Below are 20,756 nucleotides of genomic sequence, written 5' to 3'. Positions count from 1 at the left end.
TTTAGCGAACTGACTGCTGATCGATTAAAGGAATAAAAACAATGGCTGAACGATCGCAAAATCTTCAAGACCTTTTTCTGAATTCTGTACGCAAGCAGAAAATTTCACTGACCATTTTCCTTATCAATGGCGTGAAACTCACGGGTATCGTGACGTCGTTTGACAATTTCTGCGTATTGTTGCGTCGCGATGGTCACTCGCAGCTTGTCTATAAGCATGCAATTTCGACCATCATGCCAAGCCAGCCTGTGCAGATGTTCGAAGGCGAAGAAGTCTGACGCTTATCAGTTTAATGTTGGTCAGTTTTATAACTGACCAATTTTGCCGGGGCGTCTTCTGTTTGAAACCGCTAGTACGGACACCTATCTGAAAGGATAGATGTTTCTGTACCCCGGAGTAAGTATATTTGTCGAAATCTAAGGATAAGAACGTATCACCTGCCGATGAAAACAATGGATTTGGCTTGTCTGAGCCAGAACCCACTCGTGCAGCGGTTATCGTTCCTGTATTACCTGAACGCTACAGTGCGAGCACAGCCAGCGAAGATGGCGAAAAAAGCCAGTTCCAGCGCTCTAATGAAGCCCGACTGGAAGAAGCCGTTGGTCTGGCGCGTGCCATCAATCTCGAAATTGCCCATGCCGAAAGCATCATTGTAAATCAGCCTCGCCCCGCGACGTTGCTCGGTTCTGGCAAGGTTGAAGCTATTGCCGAGATTCTTGAAGATAAGTCTATTGGTCTTGTTATTGTCGATCATGCTTTGACGCCTGTGCAGCAGCGCAATCTTGAAAAAGAATGGAACGTCAAGGTCATTGATCGTACCGGCCTTATTCTGGAAATTTTTGGTGAAAGAGCGCGCACCAAGGAAGGCGCGTTGCAGGTCGAGCTTGCGCATCTCAATTATCAGAAGGGCCGTCTGGTTCGAAGCTGGACCCACCTGGAGCGTCAGCGCGGTGGTGGTGGCTTCCTTGGTGGTCCGGGTGAAACGCAGATCGAAGCCGACAGACGTATGCTTCAGGACAAGATTTTGAAGATCAAGCGCGAGCTTGAGACGGTCGTTCGCACACGCAACTTGCATCGTCAAAAACGCCGTAAGGTGCCGCATCCGGTAGTGGCGCTCGTAGGCTATACCAATGCTGGCAAATCGACCTTATTCAATCGCATGACGGGCGCCGACGTTCTGGCGGAAGATATGCTGTTTGCGACGCTCGATCCCACCTTGCGCCGCATCCGGCTTCCGCATGGCGAAACGGTAATTCTCTCGGATACTGTGGGTTTCATCTCCAACCTTCCACACCATCTTGTTGCCGCGTTCCGTGCAACGCTTGAAGAAGTCGTCGAGGCCGATCTAATCCTGCACGTGCGTGATATTTCGGATCCTGACAATGCTGCACAGGCAGAAGATGTTGAAACGATTCTGGCTGGTCTTGACGTTGAGCCACGGGACCACAAGCGCGTGATCCAGATATGGAACAAGATCGATAATCTTGACGAATCCGGTCGCGAAGCAGCGTTTCGTCTGGCGGCAGCCGGTAGCGATGAAGGTCGACCTATCCCACTTTCCGCCTGGACGGGTGAGGGTGTTGACAGGTTGCTTTCACTGATCGAGACCCGCATTGCAGGGGCGCTCGGGTCGATTGACATCGTCTTGCCACCGTCAGAACTTCGTATTCTCGATTGGATTTACCAGCACGGTAGTGATGTGAAACGCGAGGACCTTGAAGATGGTTCGGTTCGGCTTCGTGCGCGGCTGACGGAGACTGCTCGCAAAATGCTCGACGAGAAACGCGGTATTAAGCCTGTTCATCAGGATTCCGACTGGGATTGATCGGCATCTTGCGGAACAGGGCAGGTAAGCCCTATGTATGGGGAAACCATACGATTCATCATACACGCCATACATACTCAGAGGCCCATAATGAGAGATCCTATTGAAACCGTCATGAACCTCGTGCCGATGGTGGTTGAGCAGACCAACCGTGGCGAACGGGCCTACGATATTTTCTCGCGCTTGCTCAAAGAACGCATCATCTTCGTCAACGGTCCTGTTGAAGACGGCATGTCGATGCTGATTTGCGCGCAGTTGCTCTTTCTTGAATCGGAAAACCCGAAAAAAGAAATCAACATGTATATCAATTCGCCTGGCGGCGTTGTTACGTCCGGCATGGCGATTTATGACACCATGCAGTTCATCAAGCCGCCGGTATCCACGCTTTGTATGGGGCAGGCTGCATCCATGGGGTCGCTTTTGCTAACAGCCGGTGCTAGCGGACAGCGTTATGCGTTGCCAAATGCCCGTATCATGGTTCACCAGCCATCCGGCGGTTTCCAGGGGCAGGCGTCTGACATTGAGCGTCATGCGCAGGACATCATCAAGATGAAGCGCCGCCTGAACGAGATTTACGTCAAGCACACCGGTCGCGATTATGAGACGATTGAGCGTACGCTTGATCGCGATCACTTCATGACCGCGCAGGAAGCTCTGGAGTTCGGTTTGATCGATAAGGTGATCGAATCGCGTGAAGTAGGCGCTGAAGAAGCCAAGTGATTTTGGATGAGGCAGTCTCTGCCTCTCCATATTTTAGCGCTCTTTGCCACAAAAGCGGCTTATTTCTTGGCCGTACGTAAAGGTTAACGCATCGCGTTAAGCATCTGTTGGGGTTCGGAGCGCTAAAATCGTTCAGATTCTACCGAATCTCGATGGGGAACATGATTTTTCAATTGTTCCCCGAGTGAGGTTCTGCAAAAGTCGCCTTTAAGGCTTATTCGGTCGGAAAGCCTGCGGTGACGACGCATCGACCCAAAAATCGATTCTGATTTTTGGAAAGTACGAAGCGTAGATTCAATGGTTTGCAGAGCGTCCTTTATGCGTCCAATTGGATGCATGGCGCTCTGGAATCCAGAAGACTTTAGCAGTGCGTAAAAGCTGCTGATGGAGCCTGAAGGGAGCGGTGTTTTGCTAACCCTCATGGATCCGAACCGGAAAAAACGATCGAAATGAACGCGCGATGAGGGTGTTGTTCATTTCGGTTTATTGAAAGGAAACTGCAATGAGCAAAGTCAGCAACAGCGGCGGCGATTCAAAGAATACGCTTTATTGCTCGTTCTGTGGCAAAAGCCAGCATGAAGTGCGTAAGCTGATTGCAGGCCCGACCGTGTTTATCTGCGACGAGTGCGTCGAACTTTGCATGGACATCATCCGTGAGGAAAATAAAACCTCAATGGTGAAGTCGCGCGAAGGTGTGCCTACGCCGCAGGAAATCAAGGACGTTCTTGACGATTACGTCATCGGCCAGAAGGACGCCAAGCGCGTGCTCTCTGTTGCCGTGCACAACCACTACAAGCGTCTCGCGCATCAGAGCAAGAGCAACGACATCGAACTGGCGAAATCCAACATTCTGCTGGTTGGACCAACGGGTTGCGGCAAAACTTATCTTGCCCAGACACTCGCACGCATCATTGATGTGCCGTTCACCATGGCAGATGCAACGACGCTCACAGAAGCAGGCTACGTCGGTGAAGACGTTGAAAACATCATTCTGAAGCTGCTCCAGTCTGCTGATTACAATGTCGAACGCGCACAGCGCGGCATCGTCTATATCGACGAAGTCGATAAAATCAGCCGCAAGTCGGATAATCCTTCGATCACCCGCGATGTATCGGGCGAAGGCGTTCAGCAGGCGCTTCTGAAGATTATGGAAGGTACGGTTGCTTCCGTGCCGCCTCAGGGTGGGCGCAAGCATCCTCAGCAGGAATTCCTGCAGGTCGACACAACGAACATTCTGTTCATCTGTGGCGGTGCTTTTGCGGGTCTCGATAAGATCATCTCGGCGCGTGGTGAAAAGACATCGATCGGCTTTGGTGCCAATGTGAAGTCTGCTGAAGATCGCCGCATCGGTGAAGTGTTTAAGGAACTGGAGCCAGAAGATCTCCTGAAATTCGGTCTCATTCCGGAATTCGTTGGTCGTCTGCCAGTTATCGCGACACTTGAAGATCTTGATTCGGATGCACTCGTTCAGATCCTGACCGAGCCAAAGAATGCACTTGTTAAGCAGTATCAACGCCTGTTTGACATGGAAAGTGTTGAACTGAGCTTCCATGAAGATGCGTTGCGTGCGATTGCCAACAAGGCTGTTGAACGCAAGACAGGTGCGCGCGGCCTTCGTTCAATCATGGAAAAGATCTTGCTCGACACGATGTTCGAGCTTCCAACGCTCGAAGGCGTTCAGGAAGTGGTCATTTCCGGTGATGTTGTGGATGGTAGTGCACGCCCGCTCTATATTTACGCAGAGCGTCAGGATGAAAAAGGCAATGCGTCGGCCTGACAATTTGCCCTACTTTTGATAAAAGGCCGCGCAAGCGGCCTTTTTCTTGTCTATCTATTGGCCCAACCTGGATACATCTGGAGCTTGTTATTGTACAAACTCTTAGGACGGCGCAGGATACGCAGAATTGATGACGATTCTTTGAATGCAGCTTGAATTTAGGAGTTCGACACTCCAATTATGGACCGAAGCACTGGTTGCGGGCTGCCTCATCATGAAAGGGGACGCAACCTTTGGCAATCGGGTCGAATGACCTGAGAAAGGACTGAACAATGACGGGTATTGAACAGAAGACCCCAGCGAATGGCGAAGACGGGCTGTATGCCGTTCTGCCGTTGCGCGACATCGTAGTCTTCCCCCATATGATCGTTCCGCTTTTTGTTGGACGCGAAAAGTCGATCCGTGCGCTTGAAGAAGTCATGGGCGTGGATAAGCAGATTCTTCTCGCAACGCAGAAGAACGCAGCCGACGATGATCCGGCACCTGATGCTATTTATGAAATCGGCACGATTGCAAATGTGTTGCAGCTTCTCAAGCTACCAGATGGCACCGTAAAGGTTCTCGTCGAAGGCACTGCGCGCGTCAAGGTTTCCAAATTTACTGATCGCGAAGATTATCACGAAGCATTTGCTGCCGTTCTTCCGGAACCCGAAGAAGATGCTGTTGAGGTTGAAGCGCTATCGCGTTCGGTGGTTTCTGACTTTGAAAACTACGTCAAGCTGAATAAGAAGATTTCGCCTGAAGTGGTTGGTGCAGCCACGCAGATTGAAGACTATTCAAAGCTTGCTGATACGGTTGCATCGCATCTAGCGATCAAGATTCCTGAAAAGCAGGAAATGTTGTCGATTCTCTCGGTGCGTGAGCGTCTTGAGAAGGCACTTGCCTTCATGGAATCCGAGATTTCCGTTCTGCAGGTAGAAAAGCGCATCCGTGGCCGCGTCAAGCGCCAGATGGAAAAGACACAGCGCGAATATTATCTCAACGAGCAAATGAAGGCTATCCAAAAGGAGCTTGGTGACGGTGAGGACGGTCGCGATGAAGCGGCTGAGCTAGAAGAACGCATCAACAAGACCAAGCTTTCCAAGGAAGCGCGCGAAAAGGCACAGGCTGAGCTGAAAAAGCTTCGTAGCATGAGCCCGATGTCGGCTGAAGCAACTGTTGTCCGCAATTATCTCGACTGGCTGCTGTCCATTCCATGGGGCAAGAAGTCGAAGATCAAGCAGGATCTTAACTTTGCCGAAGGCGTGCTTGGCGATGACCATTTTGGCCTTGAAAAGGTCAAGGAGCGCATTGTCGAATATCTCGCAGTGCAGGCTCGCTCGACCAAGATAAAAGGCCCGATCCTCTGCCTCGTTGGACCTCCCGGCGTTGGTAAAACCTCGCTTGCGCGTTCAATCGCCAAGGCTACTGGTCGTGAATATGTTCGTATGTCGCTCGGCGGCGTGCGTGACGAGGCCGAAATTCGTGGTCACCGCCGTACTTATATTGGCTCGATGCCCGGCAAGGTCATCCAGTCGATGAAGAAGGCGAAGAAGTCCAATCCGCTCTTCCTGCTCGATGAAATCGACAAGATGGGGCAGGATTTCCGTGGCGATCCGTCATCTGCAATGCTTGAAGTCCTTGATCCTGAACAGAATTCGACCTTCATGGATCATTACCTTGAGGTTGAATACGACCTGTCGAACGTCATGTTCGTGACGACTGCCAATACGCTTAATATTCCTGGTCCGCTTCTGGACCGCATGGAAGTCATCCGTATTGCCGGTTACACTGAAGATGAGAAGCTCGAGATTGCCAAGCGGCACCTGCTGCCGAAGGCGATCAAGGATCATGCTTTGCAGCCGAAAGAGTTTTCGGTCACAGACGATGCGCTGCGTAATGTTATCCGCCTTTACACACGTGAAGCCGGCGTGCGTAGTCTTGAACGTGAAATGATGACTTTGGCACGTAAGGCCGTGACCGAGATTTTGAAGTCGAAGAAGAAGTCGGTGAAGATCACGGACAAGAATCTCTCTGATTATCTCGGTGTAGAGCGTTTTCGCTTTGGTCAAATCGATGGTGAAGATCAGGTTGGTGTTGTCACAGGTCTCGCATGGACTGAAGTTGGTGGCGAATTGTTGACCATTGAAGGCGTCATGATGCCCGGTAAAGGCCGCATGACTGTTACGGGTAATCTTCGTGACGTGATGAAAGAATCGATTTCGGCGGCGGCATCCTATGTCCGTTCCCGCGCGGTTGATTTTGGCATCGAGCCACCATTGTTTGACAAGCGCGACATTCACGTTCACGTGCCGGAAGGTGCGACACCCAAGGACGGTCCGTCCGCAGGTATCGCTATGGTTACGGCAATCGTCTCTGTTCTGACCGGAATTCCGGTCCGCAAGGACATTGCGATGACGGGTGAAGTGACACTTCGTGGTCGTGTTCTGCCAATCGGTGGGTTGAAGGAAAAGCTGCTTGCTGCATTGCGTGGCGGCATCAAGAAGGTTCTGATCCCGGAAGAAAATGCCAAGGATCTGGCGGATATTCCTGACAATGTGAAGAACAATCTTGAGATCGTTCCGGTGTCTCGCGTCGGTGAAGTGCTCAAACATGCACTGGTTCGCGAGCCGCAGCCGATCGAATGGACAGAGCCTAAAACGCCAGTTGCACCGGCTTCGACTGATGACGATGCAGGTGTCTCGACGGCTCATTGATCACAGAGTGTTACTAATATACTAACAATGCCGGGCCAAAAGCCCGGCATTTCTGTGTTTAACCCCGGAAAACCGGGGTTTTTTCGTATTGACAGGCTTGGTTTGTCAACCGATTTGAATAAACTGCACGCAATCCGGTCGCGTTATTCGCGCCGGCAGATAAAGAAAGGAAATGCCTATGAACAAGAACGAATTGGTCGCCGCAGTAGCGGAAAAGGGCGGTTTGACTAAGGTCGACGCAGGAACTGCAGTTGACGCGGTACTCGCAGCAGTCACCGGTGCACTTAAGGCTGGTGAAGAAGTACGCCTTCCAGGCTTCGGCGTTTTCTCTGTTTCGCACCGCGCAGCGTCGACTGGCCGTAATCCATCGACTGGCAAGGAAGTTGCCATTCCTGCCCGTAACGTGCCGAAGTTCTCGGCTGGTAAGGGCCTCAAGGATGCCGTCAACGGTTAATCCTATAAACTGACGCGATGTCATCGCGAATGTTTTGCGAGAAGGCCCGGTTTGACCGGGCTTTTTTTATTGTAGCTTTGGGAGGTGGTGTGTGCGCTTTCGGATAATCTACCAGCTGCTGGCAGTGAGTACCATGGTAGCAGGTGTGTTTAGCCTCGATAAGGCCGAGGCACAGACATGCGAACCCCAGGTCTTTCAGGATGCCAACTACGTTATCTGTACCGTGAAGAAGACAGAAAATTTACGCTTATTCTGGAAGAATGCGGATGGTGAGCCTTACCGCAACTTTGCCAATGTCGCACAAGCCGTGGAGCGTGGTGGCAAGACGCTCACATTTGCCATGAATGCCGGGATGTATCAGACCGACTTCGCACCCATAGGTCTATATGTGGAAAATGGTCATGAATTGGTTCCTGTGGATACCAAAAAGCTCGTGCGTTCTCCTGGCCCCGTTCCGAATTTTTACAAAAGGCCAAATGGCGTTTTCTATTTCAATGAAAACGGCGCCGGTATTGTTTCAACAGAACAGTTTTTGAGAAACCGTCCTGCTATGCGTTTTGCAACGCAATCTGGACCCACCCTGGTCATTCATAACAAGCTCAATTCTATTTTGATAAAAGGATCAACCGACCGCACCCGCAGAAGTGGGGTAGGCGTTTGTGCAGATAATTCTGTGCGTTTTGCGATCAGCGAAGATGCCGTAAACTTCTATGATTTTGCAACGCTGTTTCGCGACACGCTGAAATGTCCCAACGCATTGTTTCTCGATGGTGGAAACGGTGTCGGTATCTACAACGCGGCTTTGAAACGCAACGACATTTCCTGGCACGGCGGCTTTGGCCCGATTGTGGGATTAGTCGAATAGACGCTCATGAAAAAAGCCGGACTTAAAAGCCTTGATCTGATTTAATCAGATCAAGGCTTTTAATATTCTCCTCAACGCGCATCTTTGCCGAAAACCGTTTCACACTTTTCCGGATGCGCTCAAATGCCCGGATTTATATCTACTCAGCGGCTTCTGCTTTGCGCCGGGGACGACGTTCAAGCAAGTCTTTCAGGAATTGCCCGGTATAGGAGCGCTTTTCCTTCGTGATGTCTTCCGGGCGACCGACTGCAACAATCTCACCACCACCGTCACCACCTTCGGGGCCAAGGTCAATAACCCAGTCAGCAGTCTTGATAACTTCAAGATTGTGCTCGATCACAACGACCGTGTTGCCTTGTTCGACCAGCTCGTGCAGCACTTCCAGAAGTTTTGCCACATCGTGGAAATGTAGGCCAGTGGTCGGCTCATCAAGAATATAAAGCGTACGGCCTGTAGCTTTGCGTGAAAGTTCTTTCGCAAGCTTCACACGCTGCGCTTCACCGCCAGAAAGCGTTGTGGCTTGCTGGCCGACCTTCACATAGCCCAGACCTACTTTGACAAGTGTTTCGAGTTTATCACGCACAGCGGGAACAGCTGTGAAGAATTCGGCACCTTCTTCGACCGTCATATCAAGCACGTCCGCAATCGATTTGCCCTTGAAGTGCACCTCAAGCGTTTCGCGATTATAGCGTTTGCCGTGACAGACATCACACGTCACATAAACATCGGGCAGGAAGTGCATTTCGATTTTGATGACGCCATCACCCTGACAGGCTTCACAACGTCCGCCTTTGACATTGAACGAGAAACGTCCCGGCTGGTAGCCGCGTGCCTTGGCTTCCGGTAAACCAGCAAACCAGTCGCGGATAGGTGTGAAAGCGCCGGTATAGGTGGCAGGATTGGAACGCGGCGTGCGGCCAATTGGCGACTGATCGATGTCGATCACCTTGTCGAGGAACTCCAGCCCTTCGATGCGGTCATGCTCTGCCGGATGCTCACGCGAGCCCATAATGCGTCGCGACGCGGCCTTGAAAAGGGTTTCGATCAGGAAGGTTGATTTGCCACCGCCTGAAACACCGGTGACTGCCGTAAATGTTCCCAGCGGAATATCTGCCGAGACATTTTTCAGATTGTTTCCGCGTGCACCGACGACCTTGATGCGCTTGGCTTTAGATATTTCGCGGCGTTTTGCGGGCACAGCAACTTCCAACGCGCCTGACAGATATTGGCCAGTAAGCGATTCTGCGTTGGACATGATGTCGTCTGGCGAGCCTTGTGCGATGATCTTGCCGCCGTGGATACCCGCTGCAGGTCCAATATCGACCACATAGTCAGCTGTTAGGATCGCATCTTCGTCGTGCTCAACCACGATGACCGTATTGCCGAGATCGCGCAGGTGGCGCAACGTATCAAGAAGACGAGCATTGTCGCGCTGATGCAATCCGATTGACGGTTCATCAAGTACGTAAAGCACGCCCGTGAGACCTGAACCGATCTGCGAGGCTAAGCGGATACGCTGGCTTTCGCCACCCGAGAGCGTGCCGGAATTACGCGCCAGTGTGAGATAATCAAGGCCGACATCGTTCAGGAATTCCAGTCGTTCACGTATTTCCTTAAAGATACGGGCAGCGATTTCCCGCTGTTTATCGTTGAAAGTGCTGTCGACATCGCGAAACCAAGCATCGGCATTACGGATCGACATGCTGGTGATCTCACCAATATGTTTCATGCCGATTTTCACAGCCAAAGCTTCTGGCTTGAGACGATAGCCATTACAAGCCGGGCAGGGCGTTGAGGACATGAAGCGTTCGATTTCCTCGCGCGACCATGCCGAATCAGTTTCCTTCCAACGACGTTCCAGATTGGGAATGACGCCTTCAAATGCCTTAGTGGTCTGATATGAGCGCAAGCCATCATCATAATTGAAGGTGATTTCGCGGCCCTTGGTGCCATGGAGGATGGCTTGCTGTGCTTCTGCTGGCAGATCAGACCATTTAGCGCTGACTTTAAAACCATAGGCTTTGCCAAGTGCTTCAAGCGTCTGGTTGTAATAAGGCGACGACGAACGCGCCCAAGGTGCAACCGCGCCGTCTTTCAGAGAGGCGGAATGATCGGGAATGATCAGGTTCGGGTCAATCGCCTGTTGCGTGCCAAGCCCATCACAGGTCGGGCAGGCACCAAAAGGATTGTTGAATGAGAAAAGACGCGGCTCGATTTCGGGAATGGTGAAACCTGAAACCGGACAGGCAAATTTTTCCGAAAACATAACGCGTTCATGCGTTTCATTTGCGGATTTGTTGGCACCGCCGCCAGCGGACGTATCTTCGGCCAGCAATGGCTTGTCGGCAAATTCCGCAATCGCCAAGCCTTCGGCGAGTTTCAGGCATGTTTCAAGACTATCTGCGAGGCGGCTTGAAAGATCGGCACGCACGACAACTCGATCCACAACGACATCAATGTCGTGCTTATATTTTTTGTCTAGCGCCGGAACATCAGCGATTTCGTAGAAGGTGCCATCGACTTTGACGCGCTGAAAACCCTTCTTTTGAAGTTCCGCCAGTTCCTTTTTATATTCTCCCTTACGCCCACGCACGATGGGGGCCAGAATATAGAGACGTGTGCCTTCCTCAAGCATCAAAATTCGATCAACCATCTGGCTGACGGTCTGGCTTTCGATAGGTAAGCCTGTTGCGGGCGAATAGGGAATGCCCACACGCGCAAACAGCAGACGCATATAGTCATAGATTTCGGTGACGGTGCCGACCGTCGAGCGCGGATTACGGCTCGTGGTCTTCTGCTCAATTGAAATGGCAGGAGACAGGCCGTCGATCTGGTCGACATCCGGCTTTTGCATCATTTCCAGAAACTGGCGTGCATAGGCGGAAAGACTTTCGACATAGCGCCGTTGACCTTCCGCATAGATTGTATCGAAGGCCAGAGAAGATTTTCCGGAGCCGGAAAGGCCCGTCATCACGATCAGCTTGTCGCGCGGCAGATCAAGATCGACATTTTTTAGATTGTGTTCACGCGCCCCGCGTATGGAAATGAATTTCTGATCGCTCATTCCGCGTCCTGCCTGTTTCGTCATGTCGTGGAGTGTGTCGCGCCGAATAATTCACGTTGCGCCGTTCCACAATATGGGGATGAACCCTTTTGAAGGAAAGGGGTGTTCAATTGTTTTGTGCGTTTTAGCACCGGAACAAAGATCGAACAACTAGCCTTCTGATAGGCGATACGAAATGTGAACGCAAGAGCGTTGACTGTTACTGCTGACAGGTGCAGACTATTCATGCTCACCGGAAAGAGTGGCATCGTAAGGGATAAAACGAGGTCGAAAAGAGGTCTGACCGGCAGAGTTAAACGTAACAGGGAGATAGGAGCATGAGTCCACCTGACCACGTTGCATAGCTTTCATCGTGGTGAAAGCACAATTGCTTGCAGTCAAAGCTGCTTCATTTGCAAGGAATGATGCTTTTTTGATTTATGTGAGTAATTGCAGAAAATTTAGAAAATGCGCGGCGATCTGGTCGCAAAAATCAGATTTCCGATTAGAGTTATCGGCGAAGCATTGTCGATATAAGAGCTTAGCTCAACCCCAAGCCCTGCGCGCCTAAGAACCAGTGAGCGGCAGGGCTTTTCTCTGCGATTTCCTTAGTTTTTCGGATGGAATTTGAATAGAATTACAAATGGTACTTGTTTTTTGAACAAAACAAGAACATAATTTCTGCGCAATTCCCTTCAAAGTTCTGTGGACATTGCGTGAATTAACCCTCCCAGCATGAGCGCTACCGAGGTGGCTGCTGTAAGGTAACAATTGAATTTCAGGTCAAAGCGTATGGCTTTGACCCTTCTTTAAAAGCAGGTACCATTGAGCTGGATAAAAATTCGCTCCTTGTGTGTTTGCGAGAGATCCGGAGTAAGTTTTCAATGGCTGGTAGCGTCAACAAAGTCATTCTGGTCGGCAATCTTGGTGCTGATCCAGAAATCCGTCGCCTTAACTCGGGCGATCAGATCGCCAATCTGCGTATTGCGACCTCGGAAAGCTGGCGTGACCGTCAGAGCGGTGAGCGCAAGGATCGCACGGAATGGCACAGCGTTGTGATTTTTAATGAAAACCTTGCCAAGGTTGCCGAGCAGTACCTTAAGAAGGGTTCCAAGGTTTACATCGAAGGCGCATTGCAGACACGCAAGTGGCAGGATCAGAACGGCAACGATCGCTACAGCACTGAAGTTGTCTTGCAGAAGTTCCGTGGTGAACTTCAGATGCTCGATAGCCGCGGCGAAGGCGGCGGTGAGGGGCGTTCCTTTGGCGGCGGCGGTGGTGGTAATCGCAATCAGGTTTCGGATTATTCCGGCGGTGGCGGTGGCGGTGACTTTGGTTCGTCCGGCCCATCCAATCAGGGCGGTGGCAGTGGCGGCGGTTTCTCGCGCGATCTTGATGATGAAATTCCATTCTGATGAAAAAGCGGGCGCCATAAGCGCCCGCTTTTTTAGTTGGATTGATTGATGAGGAAAATATAATAAGTTTCTGTTTTAACTTATTATATTTAATGTAATTTGGCTGATTTTTGATTTAGACTGCTCAGTAAGCACATGACCGATGCAATGAGAATGGATGAACGAAGTGAAATAGCTTTTGGCAGATTTGCCGATCTGGTTCGTGACTGTTCACGCATTGCTGTTTTCACTTTGATATTTTGCCGCAAGCGTGTGCAGTGATGCAGGCAAATCATGATTCAAAAGGATGTTTTGTCGCTGTTGTTGGTCCCAGCGGGGCTGGCAAGGATACGATTATGGACGCGGCGCGTGAGATACTTAGAGGCGATACGCGTTTTCATTTTGTTCGTCGTGTCATTACCCGACCGCAGATGCCGGGCACTGAAGATCACGATAGTCTCAATGAGGAGGCTTTCAACAAAGCTGTAGACGAGGGCGCTTATGCGCTTCATTGGCAGGCGCATGGTTTGAGCTATGGTTTGCCGCGTTCGATGGATGCAAGGCTCGCAGAAGGGAGCGTTGTTATTGCCAATGTGTCGCGTCGGGTACTGACAGGTATTCGCAGGCAGTATCAATCGCGTTCGATCATTCTGATAACAGCACAACCATCAGTGCTGGCTGAGCGGCTGGCCTCGCGCGGGCGGGAGACACGCGAAGAGATCGAAAAGCGACTGGCACGAGAGGTTCGCTTCGATAATCATGCTGATGACGTTGTAATGATCGATAATTCCGGAGTTGTCGCGAAATCCGTTGAAACCTTCATCCAGCACTTGATGATAGTCTCTTCTAAACCAGAAATTTAGAGCGCATTTCGATCTGATTGGATCAGATCGGCGCTCTAATTATTTGTTTTAACGCGCATCTTTACCCAAAACCGTTTCACACTTTTCGGGATGCGCTCTAATTTATTTTCTTCAAGTAAAATATAAATTTATGAGAGTGTTTGCGCCTATCCGTTGATGAGAGTTTTGATGCCATCTGCAACGAATTGAACAGCCAGTGCTGCGAGTATAACGCCCAGCAAGCGCGTCAAAATTGAGCGGCCTGTCTCACCCAAAAACCGGTCTACGCGATCTGCTAGCAGCAGAACGATATAGGTGATCAGCAAACAAGCAAATATAACCAACAGCAGAAGCGCATGTTCGGTTGGTCCCTGAAAAGAGTCGGACGTCAGTACGATAGCTGAAATTGCACCCGGACCTGCAATCAATGGTATCGCTAACGGGAAAGCTGCAATGTTGCGGATATGATCCTTGGTTATCGCAACTTCGGCACTTTTCTCTTTTCTTTCGGTGCGTTTTTCGAAAATCATTTCGAAAGCGATCCAGAACAGTAGCAAGCCACCCGCGACACGAAATGCGCCGATTGTAATGCCAAACATTCCAAGAATTTGGGCACCAGCGATAGCAAATAGTGCCATCACAACAAAGCCAATGATTGAAGCGCGCAGCGCAACCTGACCGCGGTGGTGGCGATCCATGCCGGGGGTGAGTGCTAGGAACAGCGGCGCAAGGCCGGGTGGGTCGATTGTAACGAGCAGGGTGACGAAGGCGCTGAAAACCGTATCGTAGAACCCCATGCTAAATTCATCCCTTTTGCCGTTATTCTTTGCCTGATTTGTAAAATTAAGTGTAGCCGATGAAAGGCGTGTGGTCGACGCAAAGCGTGCGTTCAGGCAACATCATTGCGCGATGTTTATGTGAATATCTTTCAAGTGTTTGATAAGACGTATGAAATTAGCCGCTCATATTGGGCTTGAAATTGGCGTTTTGCGACAATTTGCTCTATAAAGTGACTTTATCGATTCTGTTGAGAAAGATATCTGAATAGTGTCAGATCTAACGCCTCCACCCGGTTCCGAAGATATGAATGGCGGCCCGAGCGGCCCTACAGGTATCGAACCGATTTCCATTATTGAGGAGATGCAGCGCTCCTATCTCGATTACGCAATGAGCGTTATCGTGAGTAGAGCTCTGCCTGACGTGCGCGACGGCCTTAAGCCCGTGCATCGGCGTATTCTCCATGCCATGAACGAGATGAACCTCGCTTACAATCGCCCCTACCGAAAGTCGGCAGGTGTGATCGGTGAAGTGATGGGTAAGTACCATCCACATGGCGACGCCTCGATTTATGACGCCTTGGTGCGTATGGCGCAGGACTTCTCCCTGCGTGATCCACTGGTCGACGGACAGGGCAATTTCGGTTCCATCGATGGCGATCCGCCAGCAGCGATGCGTTATACTGAATGCCGTCTGGAAAAGGTCACCGAATCCCTCCTGTCGGACATCGACAAGGACACCGTTGATTTTCAGGACAACTATGATGGCCGCGAGCGCGAACCAATGGTTCTGCCTGCGCGCTTTCCAAATCTTCTCGTCAATGGTTCGGGCGGTATCGCGGTCGGTATGGCCACCAATATTCCGCCGCATAATCTTGGCGAAATCATTGATGGTTGCATAGCGCTTATCGATAACCCGGCCATTGAGCTGGAAGAAATCATGGAGATTATCCCTGGTCCGGATTTCCCTACCGGCGGCATCATCCTTGGACGCGCTGGCATTAACTCGGCCTATAGTACGGGCCGTGGTTCCGTCATCATGCGTGGTGTTGTGGCAATTGAGCCAATGCGCGGCGACCGTGAAGCGATTATCATCACTGAGATTCCCTATCAGGTGAACAAAGCCTCGATGATCGAGAAAATGGCCGAACTGGTACGTGACAAGCGTATTGAGGGCATTTCCGATCTGCGTGATGAATCGGATCGCGATGGTTATCGTGTTGTGATCGAACTGAAGCGCGATGCTGTTGCAGACGTCGTGCTGAACCAGCTTTACCGTTATACGCCGTTGCAGACTTCTTTTGGCTGTAACATGGTGGCGTTGAATGGTGGCAAACCAGAGCAGATGGTTCTGCTCGATATGCTGCGTGCATTCGTTGCCTTCCGTGAGGAAGTGGTTACACGTCGTACAAAATTCCTGCTCAATAAGGCGCGTGATCGTGCGCATGTCTTGGTTGGTCTGGCGATTGCGGTTGCCAATATTGATGAGATCATTGCTCTCATTCGTCGTGCACCGGATCCGGCAACGGCCCGCGAGCAGTTGATGGAACGTCGCTGGCCTGCTGCTGACGTGGCGCCACTGATTCGCCTGATCGATGATCCGCGTCACAGGATCAATGAAGACAGCACTTATAATCTGTCCGAAGAGCAGGCACGTGCCATTCTCGATCTGCGCTTGCAGCGACTGACAGCCCTCGGGCGCGATGAAGTTGCGGACGAACTTAATAAAATTGGCGAAGAAATCCGCGATTATCTGGATATTCTAGGTTCACGCATTCGCGTTATGACCATCGTCAAAGACGAGATGATTGCCGTTCGCGATGAGTTTGCTACTCCACGCCGCACCGAGTTTGGTCTCGGTGGCGCTGAGATGGACGATGAAGACCTTATCGCCCGCGAAGATATGGTCGTTACCGTCAGCCATGCTGGATACATCAAGCGTGTGCCGCTGGCGACTTATCGTGCGCAGCGTCGTGGCGGCAAGGGCCGCTCCGGCATGGCCACGAAGGACGAGGATTTTGTAACGCGTCTGTTTGTCGCCAATACGCATACGCCGGTGCTGTTCTTCTCGTCACGCGGCATTGTCTATAAGGAAAAGGTCTGGCGTCTGCCGGTCGGTAATCCGCAATCGCGCGGCAAGGCACTCATCAATATGCTGCCGTTGCAGCAGGGTGAGCGGATTACGACGATTATGCCTTTGCCGGAGGATGAAGAATCCTGGGCAAACCTCGACGTCATGTTCTCGACCACGCGCGGCACGGTTCGCCGTAATAAGCTTTCTGACTTCGTTCAGGTCAACCGCAATGGTAAGATCGCAATGAAGCTGGAAGAAGAGGGCGATGAAATCCTTTCGGTCGATACCTGTACCGAATTCGATGACGTTCTTCTGACGTGTGCCGGTGGCCAGTGCATTCGCTTCCCAGTGACGGATGTTCGCGTTTTTGCAGGTCGTAACTCAATTGGTGTTCGCGGTATCAATCTAGCAGATGGCGACAAGGTCATCTCGATGGCTATCCTGCATCACGTTGATGCCGATGCTTCTCTGCGTGCAGCCTATCTCAAGCGCTCGATTGCCGAGCGTCGTGCGCAGGGTGCGGATGATGCCGATGATATTGTTGTCGTTGGTGAAGAGATTGCAGTCGAAGCTGAACTGAATGAAGAGCTTTATCAGGAGCTGAAGGATCGCGAGCAGACTGTTCTGACCGTCAGCGAATATGGTTATGGCAAGCGCTCTTCGTCCTATGAGTTCCGCGTTTCGGGTCGTGGCGGCAAGGGTATCCGCGCGACGGATACGTCGAAGACTGACGAAATCGGCAAGCTGGTTGCTCTGTTCCCGGTCGAAGCAAGCGATCAGATTTTGTTGGTTTCCGACAAAGGCCAGCTCATTCGCGTGCCGGTCGGTGGTATTCGTATTGCCGGGCGCTCAACCAAGGGCGTCACAATCTTCAATACGGCTGATGGCGAAAAGGTCGTTTCGGTCGAACGCATTTCCGAAACGGAAAGCGATGAAGAGAATGGCGTTGTTGAGGCTGATGCGCCAGCTGTTGAAGGTGATGCACCAGAAGCCAATGGCGAAGAGTAAGAATTCGCCTGATGCACGGAGTATCGGGCGATTATATATGCTAAACAAAAAGGCCGATGGTTTACCATCGGCCTTTTTCAGATGCCAGGACTGGAGGGAACTGGCGATCTCGGAACTCAAAAACTAACTAATGCGAACTCAAGTTACGCATGGCACTCAAACTGAAAGCGGCGGGACGAACGCGTTGGCGCTTTGCTTCATTTTCTTCAAGAAGCAATATAATTGCTGATATAGCCATCGCTATCATCATGGATAATGCCAGGAGAAATATCATCATCGCGGTATCCTTTCATTATAAATACGCTTGAGAAGCAAAAAGGTTGCACCAAACTTGCGCCTGTGTTGGTAAATCGGTTGTGAACTTGTCGTGAAATGGTGGTTCATATTTGTTTTCTTGGTTTCTGATTTCTTTCCAATTGTGGTTGTTGTTGAAAATATGTTGAGAAAAGGCTAGCTGGAAGAAATGACGATCGCGATTTACGCGGGTTCTTTCGACCCGATAACCAATGGCCATATAGATGTGCTGAAAGGTGCCTTGCGCCTTGCAGATAGAGTTATTGTTGCTATCGGCGTTCATCCGGGCAAAAAGCCGCTTTTCAGTTTTGAAGAGCGCGTCGCGCTGATTGATGCGAGTGCTGTCGCTTTGCTTGGTTCTGATGCAAAACGCGTTTCAGTTATTTCTTTTGATGCGCTCGTTATTGATGCAGCGCGAAAGCATGATGCGAAACTGATGGTTCGAGGTTTGCGTGACGGTACTGACCTTGATTATGAGATGCAGATGGCAGGCATGAATGGGACGATGGCACCTGAGATTCAGAGCGTTTTTCTTCCTGCCGATCCGGCTGTGCGCACAATTACCGCCACATTGGTTCGTCAGATTGCCTCAATGGGTGGCGATATAAAGCCCTTCGTGCCAATTGCTGTTGCTGTAGCATTAGAAGCAAAATTCAAATCCTGATTCAGGGAGTTTCTCTATCATGTCATTCATTCGCTCGGCATTTGCTGCCGCTACTATCGTTGCGCTTTCTCAAGGCGCTGCCTTTGCTGCTGACACCCTCAATTTGCAGCTTAAAGATGGCAATGTTGCAATTGAGCTGAACCCAACTATTGCGCCGAAGCACGTCGCGCAGATCGAAAAGCTGGTGAAGGAAGGCGCTTATGACGGCGTTGCGTTCCATCGTGTAATTCCCGGTTTTATGGCGCAGACTGGTGATGTGAAGTTCGGGAATGTGGACAAGGGCTATAATGGTTCGCGCGTTGGAACAGGTGGTTCTGAATTACCAAATATCCCGGCCGAATTTTCGAAAGAACCTTTCGTGCGCGGTACGGTCGGTATGGCGCGCAGCCAGTCGCCTGATTCAGCGAACTCGCAGTTCTTTATCATGTTTAATGATGGCGCATTCCTGAACGGTCAATATACAGTTGTTGGCAAGGTTGTCAGTGGTATGGACGTGGTTGATAAGATCAAAAAGGGTAGCGAATCCGACAATGGTTCTGTTGAAAGCCCAGACAAGATCATCAAAGCCACGATCGAAAAGAAATAAGTTTTAAATTCAACGCGTATCTTTGTCCGAAAATAATTCAAACTTTTGGGATACGCTTAATAGGAGAGGCCCGATGGCTTATAAAGACCCGGAAAATACGCTCGTTCTTGAAACCACCAAGGGCAATGTTGTTATCGAACTCTTTCACGATCTGGCACCTGGCCACGTTGAACGCATCAAGGAACTTGCACGCGAAGGCGCTTATGACGGCGTTGTGTTCCACCGCGTTATTGATGGCTTCATGGCGCAGACCGGCGACGTGAAGTTTGGTAAAACCGGCAGTGCAGATTTCAACGGTTCGCGCGCTGGCATGGGCGGTTCGAGCAAGCCTGATTTGAAGGCTGAGTTCTCGAACGTATCGCATAAGCGCGGAACGGCTTCGATGGCGCGTTCGCAGAACCCAAATTCGGCTAACTCCCAGTTTTTCATCTGCTTCGGCGATGCGTCGTTCCTTGACCGCCAGTACTCCGTTTGGGGTCAGGTTATCGAAGGCATGGAAAATGTCGACCAGATCAAGCGTGGCGAACCAGTTACCGATCCTGACACGATCGTAACAGCGCGTATCGCTTCGGACATCTAATCTATAGCTTAAATTAAAATATTGCGGCTCCGGTATTGCCGGGGCCGCTATTGCTTTGACGAGGTTTGTGATGCGCGTTGATCTTTTCGATTTCGATTTACCGGATGAGCGTATTGCACTGCGCCCCGTAGAGCCGCGCGATCACGCCAAGCTGTTGCGCGTTCGTCCCGGTCAGCCATTCGAGGATCGACAGGTATTTGAATTGCCTGATCTTTTGCAGTCGGGCGATGCGCTTGTCTTCAACGACACCAAGGTTATTCCGGCTCAGCTTGAGGGCATGCGCGAGCGTGATGGCAATATTTCGCAGGTCAGTGCAACGCTGCATATGCGCACTGGTCCTGATCGCTGGAAGGCATTCTTACGTCCTGCCAAGCGCGTGAAGGAAGGCGACCGCATCCGCTTTGGCCATTCCGGTTCAAGCTGCTTTCTTGGCACGCTTGACGCAACCGTCGCTGAAAAAGGCGATGCTGGTGAAGTGCTGCTGGTATTCGACCTTTCGGGCGCAATGCTGGATGAGGCGATTGCCGCAGTCGGCCATATTCCTTTGCCGCCTTATATCGCATCGAAACGTCCCGAGGATGAGCGCGACCGCAGCGATTATCAGACAGTTTATGCGCGGGAAGAGGGCGCGGTTGCTGCACCGACTGCCGGTCTGCATTTTACGCCTGAATTGCTCGAAAAAATTCGCGCACGGGGCATCGAAGAGCATTTTGTAACCCTGCATGTAGGCGCTGGCACCTTTTTGCCGGTCAAAGCCGACGACACAACCGATCACAAAATGCATTCCGAGATTGGTTATGTTTCAAAAGAAACGGCTGATGCGCTGAATGCCGTTCATGCACGCGGTGGGCGCGTGATTTGCGTTGGCACGACTTCGCTGCGGCTGATTGAGAGTGCTGCCGGTGAAGATGGTATCATCCGCACATGGGCGGGCCCGACCGATATCTTCATCACGCCGGGCTATAAGTTCCGTGCCGTTGATCTGCTGATGACCAACTTCCATCTACCGCGTTCGACGCTTTTCATGCTGGTTTCAGCTTTCAGCGGTTTCGACGTGATGCATGAAGCTTATCAGCGTGCAATCGAAACAGGTTATCGCTTCTATTCTTATGGAGACTCTTCTCTTTTAGAACGTGCATGAACCTGTTTCCTTTTCAG

The 20,756-nt window shown here is 51.0% G+C and carries 16 protein-coding genes; 14 read left to right on the top strand and 2 right to left on the bottom strand.

Going from position 1 to position 20,756, the window contains the following annotated elements:
• The first annotated feature begins 41 nt into the window (after positions 1-41).
• The 7 genes from hfq (at position 42) to CEV31_RS11850 (ending at position 8,337) form a co-directional block, all read left to right on the top strand.
• Complete coding sequence (gene hfq / locus CEV31_RS11880) at positions 42-278, top strand: RNA chaperone Hfq (RefSeq protein WP_007875113.1); 237 nt, start codon at positions 42-44, stop codon at positions 276-278.
• Between the two features lie 128 nt (positions 279-406).
• Complete coding sequence (gene hflX, locus CEV31_RS11875) at positions 407-1,825, top strand: GTPase HflX (protein WP_094507222.1); 1,419 nt, start codon at positions 407-409, stop codon at positions 1,823-1,825.
• Between the two features lie 90 nt (positions 1,826-1,915).
• On the top strand, positions 1,916-2,545 hold the full coding sequence (gene clpP, locus CEV31_RS11870) for an ATP-dependent Clp endopeptidase proteolytic subunit ClpP (protein WP_094507221.1): 630 nt from the start codon (positions 1,916-1,918) through the stop codon (positions 2,543-2,545).
• Positions 2,546-3,047: 502 nt separating this feature from the next.
• On the top strand, positions 3,048-4,322 hold the full coding sequence (gene clpX, locus CEV31_RS11865) for an ATP-dependent Clp protease ATP-binding subunit ClpX (RefSeq protein WP_094507220.1): 1,275 nt from the start codon (positions 3,048-3,050) through the stop codon (positions 4,320-4,322).
• A gap of 272 nt (positions 4,323-4,594) precedes the next feature.
• Positions 4,595-7,018, top strand: coding sequence for an endopeptidase La (gene lon / locus CEV31_RS11860; RefSeq protein WP_094507219.1), 2,424 nt, complete (start codon positions 4,595-4,597; stop codon positions 7,016-7,018).
• Between the two features lie 178 nt (positions 7,019-7,196).
• Positions 7,197-7,472, top strand: coding sequence for an HU family DNA-binding protein (locus CEV31_RS11855; protein ID WP_094507218.1), 276 nt, complete (start codon positions 7,197-7,199; stop codon positions 7,470-7,472).
• Positions 7,473-7,605: 133 nt separating this feature from the next.
• On the top strand, positions 7,606-8,337 hold the full coding sequence (locus CEV31_RS11850) for a phosphodiester glycosidase family protein (protein ID WP_094507217.1): 732 nt from the start codon (positions 7,606-7,608) through the stop codon (positions 8,335-8,337).
• 139 nt (positions 8,338-8,476) lie between these two features.
• Here CEV31_RS11850 and uvrA read toward each other — a convergent pair whose 3' ends face one another.
• Positions 8,477-11,401, bottom strand: a complete 2,925-nt coding sequence (gene uvrA, locus CEV31_RS11845) for an excinuclease ABC subunit UvrA (RefSeq protein ID WP_094507361.1) — start codon at positions 11,399-11,401, stop codon at positions 8,477-8,479.
• Positions 11,402-12,264: 863 nt separating this feature from the next.
• On the opposite strand from uvrA, the gene ssb reads away from it, so the two are divergent.
• Positions 12,265-12,795 carry a single-stranded DNA-binding protein gene (gene ssb, locus CEV31_RS11835; protein WP_094507215.1) on the top strand — a complete coding sequence of 177 codons (531 nt, stop codon included), beginning with the start codon at positions 12,265-12,267 and terminating at the stop codon, positions 12,793-12,795.
• A 260-nt stretch (positions 12,796-13,055) separates the two neighbouring features.
• Positions 13,056-13,637 carry a phosphonate metabolism protein/1,5-bisphosphokinase (PRPP-forming) PhnN gene (gene phnN / locus CEV31_RS11830; protein WP_094507214.1) on the top strand — a complete coding sequence of 194 codons (582 nt, stop codon included), beginning with the start codon at positions 13,056-13,058 and terminating at the stop codon, positions 13,635-13,637.
• A gap of 146 nt (positions 13,638-13,783) precedes the next feature.
• On the opposite strand, the gene CEV31_RS11825 is transcribed toward phnN, so the two are convergent.
• Positions 13,784-14,413 (bottom strand): MarC family protein, encoded by a 630-nt coding sequence (locus CEV31_RS11825; RefSeq protein ID WP_094507213.1) that lies wholly within the window; start codon positions 14,411-14,413, stop codon positions 13,784-13,786.
• Between the two features lie 286 nt (positions 14,414-14,699).
• Between CEV31_RS11825 and gyrA the strand changes: the two genes are divergently transcribed.
• From gyrA to queA, 5 genes are all read left to right on the top strand, one after another.
• Complete coding sequence (gene gyrA, locus CEV31_RS11820; protein ID WP_094507212.1) at positions 14,700-17,474, top strand: DNA gyrase subunit A; 2,775 nt, start codon at positions 14,700-14,702, stop codon at positions 17,472-17,474.
• 463 nt (positions 17,475-17,937) lie between these two features.
• Positions 17,938-18,432 (top strand): pantetheine-phosphate adenylyltransferase, encoded by a 495-nt coding sequence (gene coaD / locus CEV31_RS11815; protein ID WP_094507211.1) that lies wholly within the window; start codon positions 17,938-17,940, stop codon positions 18,430-18,432.
• 19 nt (positions 18,433-18,451) lie between these two features.
• Complete coding sequence (locus tag CEV31_RS11810) at positions 18,452-19,018, top strand: peptidylprolyl isomerase (protein WP_094507210.1); 567 nt, start codon at positions 18,452-18,454, stop codon at positions 19,016-19,018.
• A gap of 73 nt (positions 19,019-19,091) precedes the next feature.
• On the top strand, positions 19,092-19,598 hold the full coding sequence (locus CEV31_RS11805) for a peptidylprolyl isomerase (RefSeq protein WP_094507209.1): 507 nt from the start codon (positions 19,092-19,094) through the stop codon (positions 19,596-19,598).
• 70 nt (positions 19,599-19,668) lie between these two features.
• Entirely contained in the window at positions 19,669-20,739 is a 1,071-nt protein-coding gene (gene queA, locus CEV31_RS11800; RefSeq protein ID WP_094507208.1) for a tRNA preQ1(34) S-adenosylmethionine ribosyltransferase-isomerase QueA, read from the top strand.
• Positions 20,740-20,756: the final 17 nt, after the last annotated feature.

It is taken from the genome of Brucella thiophenivorans (assembly GCF_002252445.1).
GTDB classification, from domain to species: Bacteria; Pseudomonadota; Alphaproteobacteria; order Rhizobiales; family Rhizobiaceae; genus Brucella; species Brucella thiophenivorans.
The sequence above is the reverse complement of the archived record's forward strand: the minus strand, read 5'-3'. Positions and strand labels throughout refer to the sequence as shown.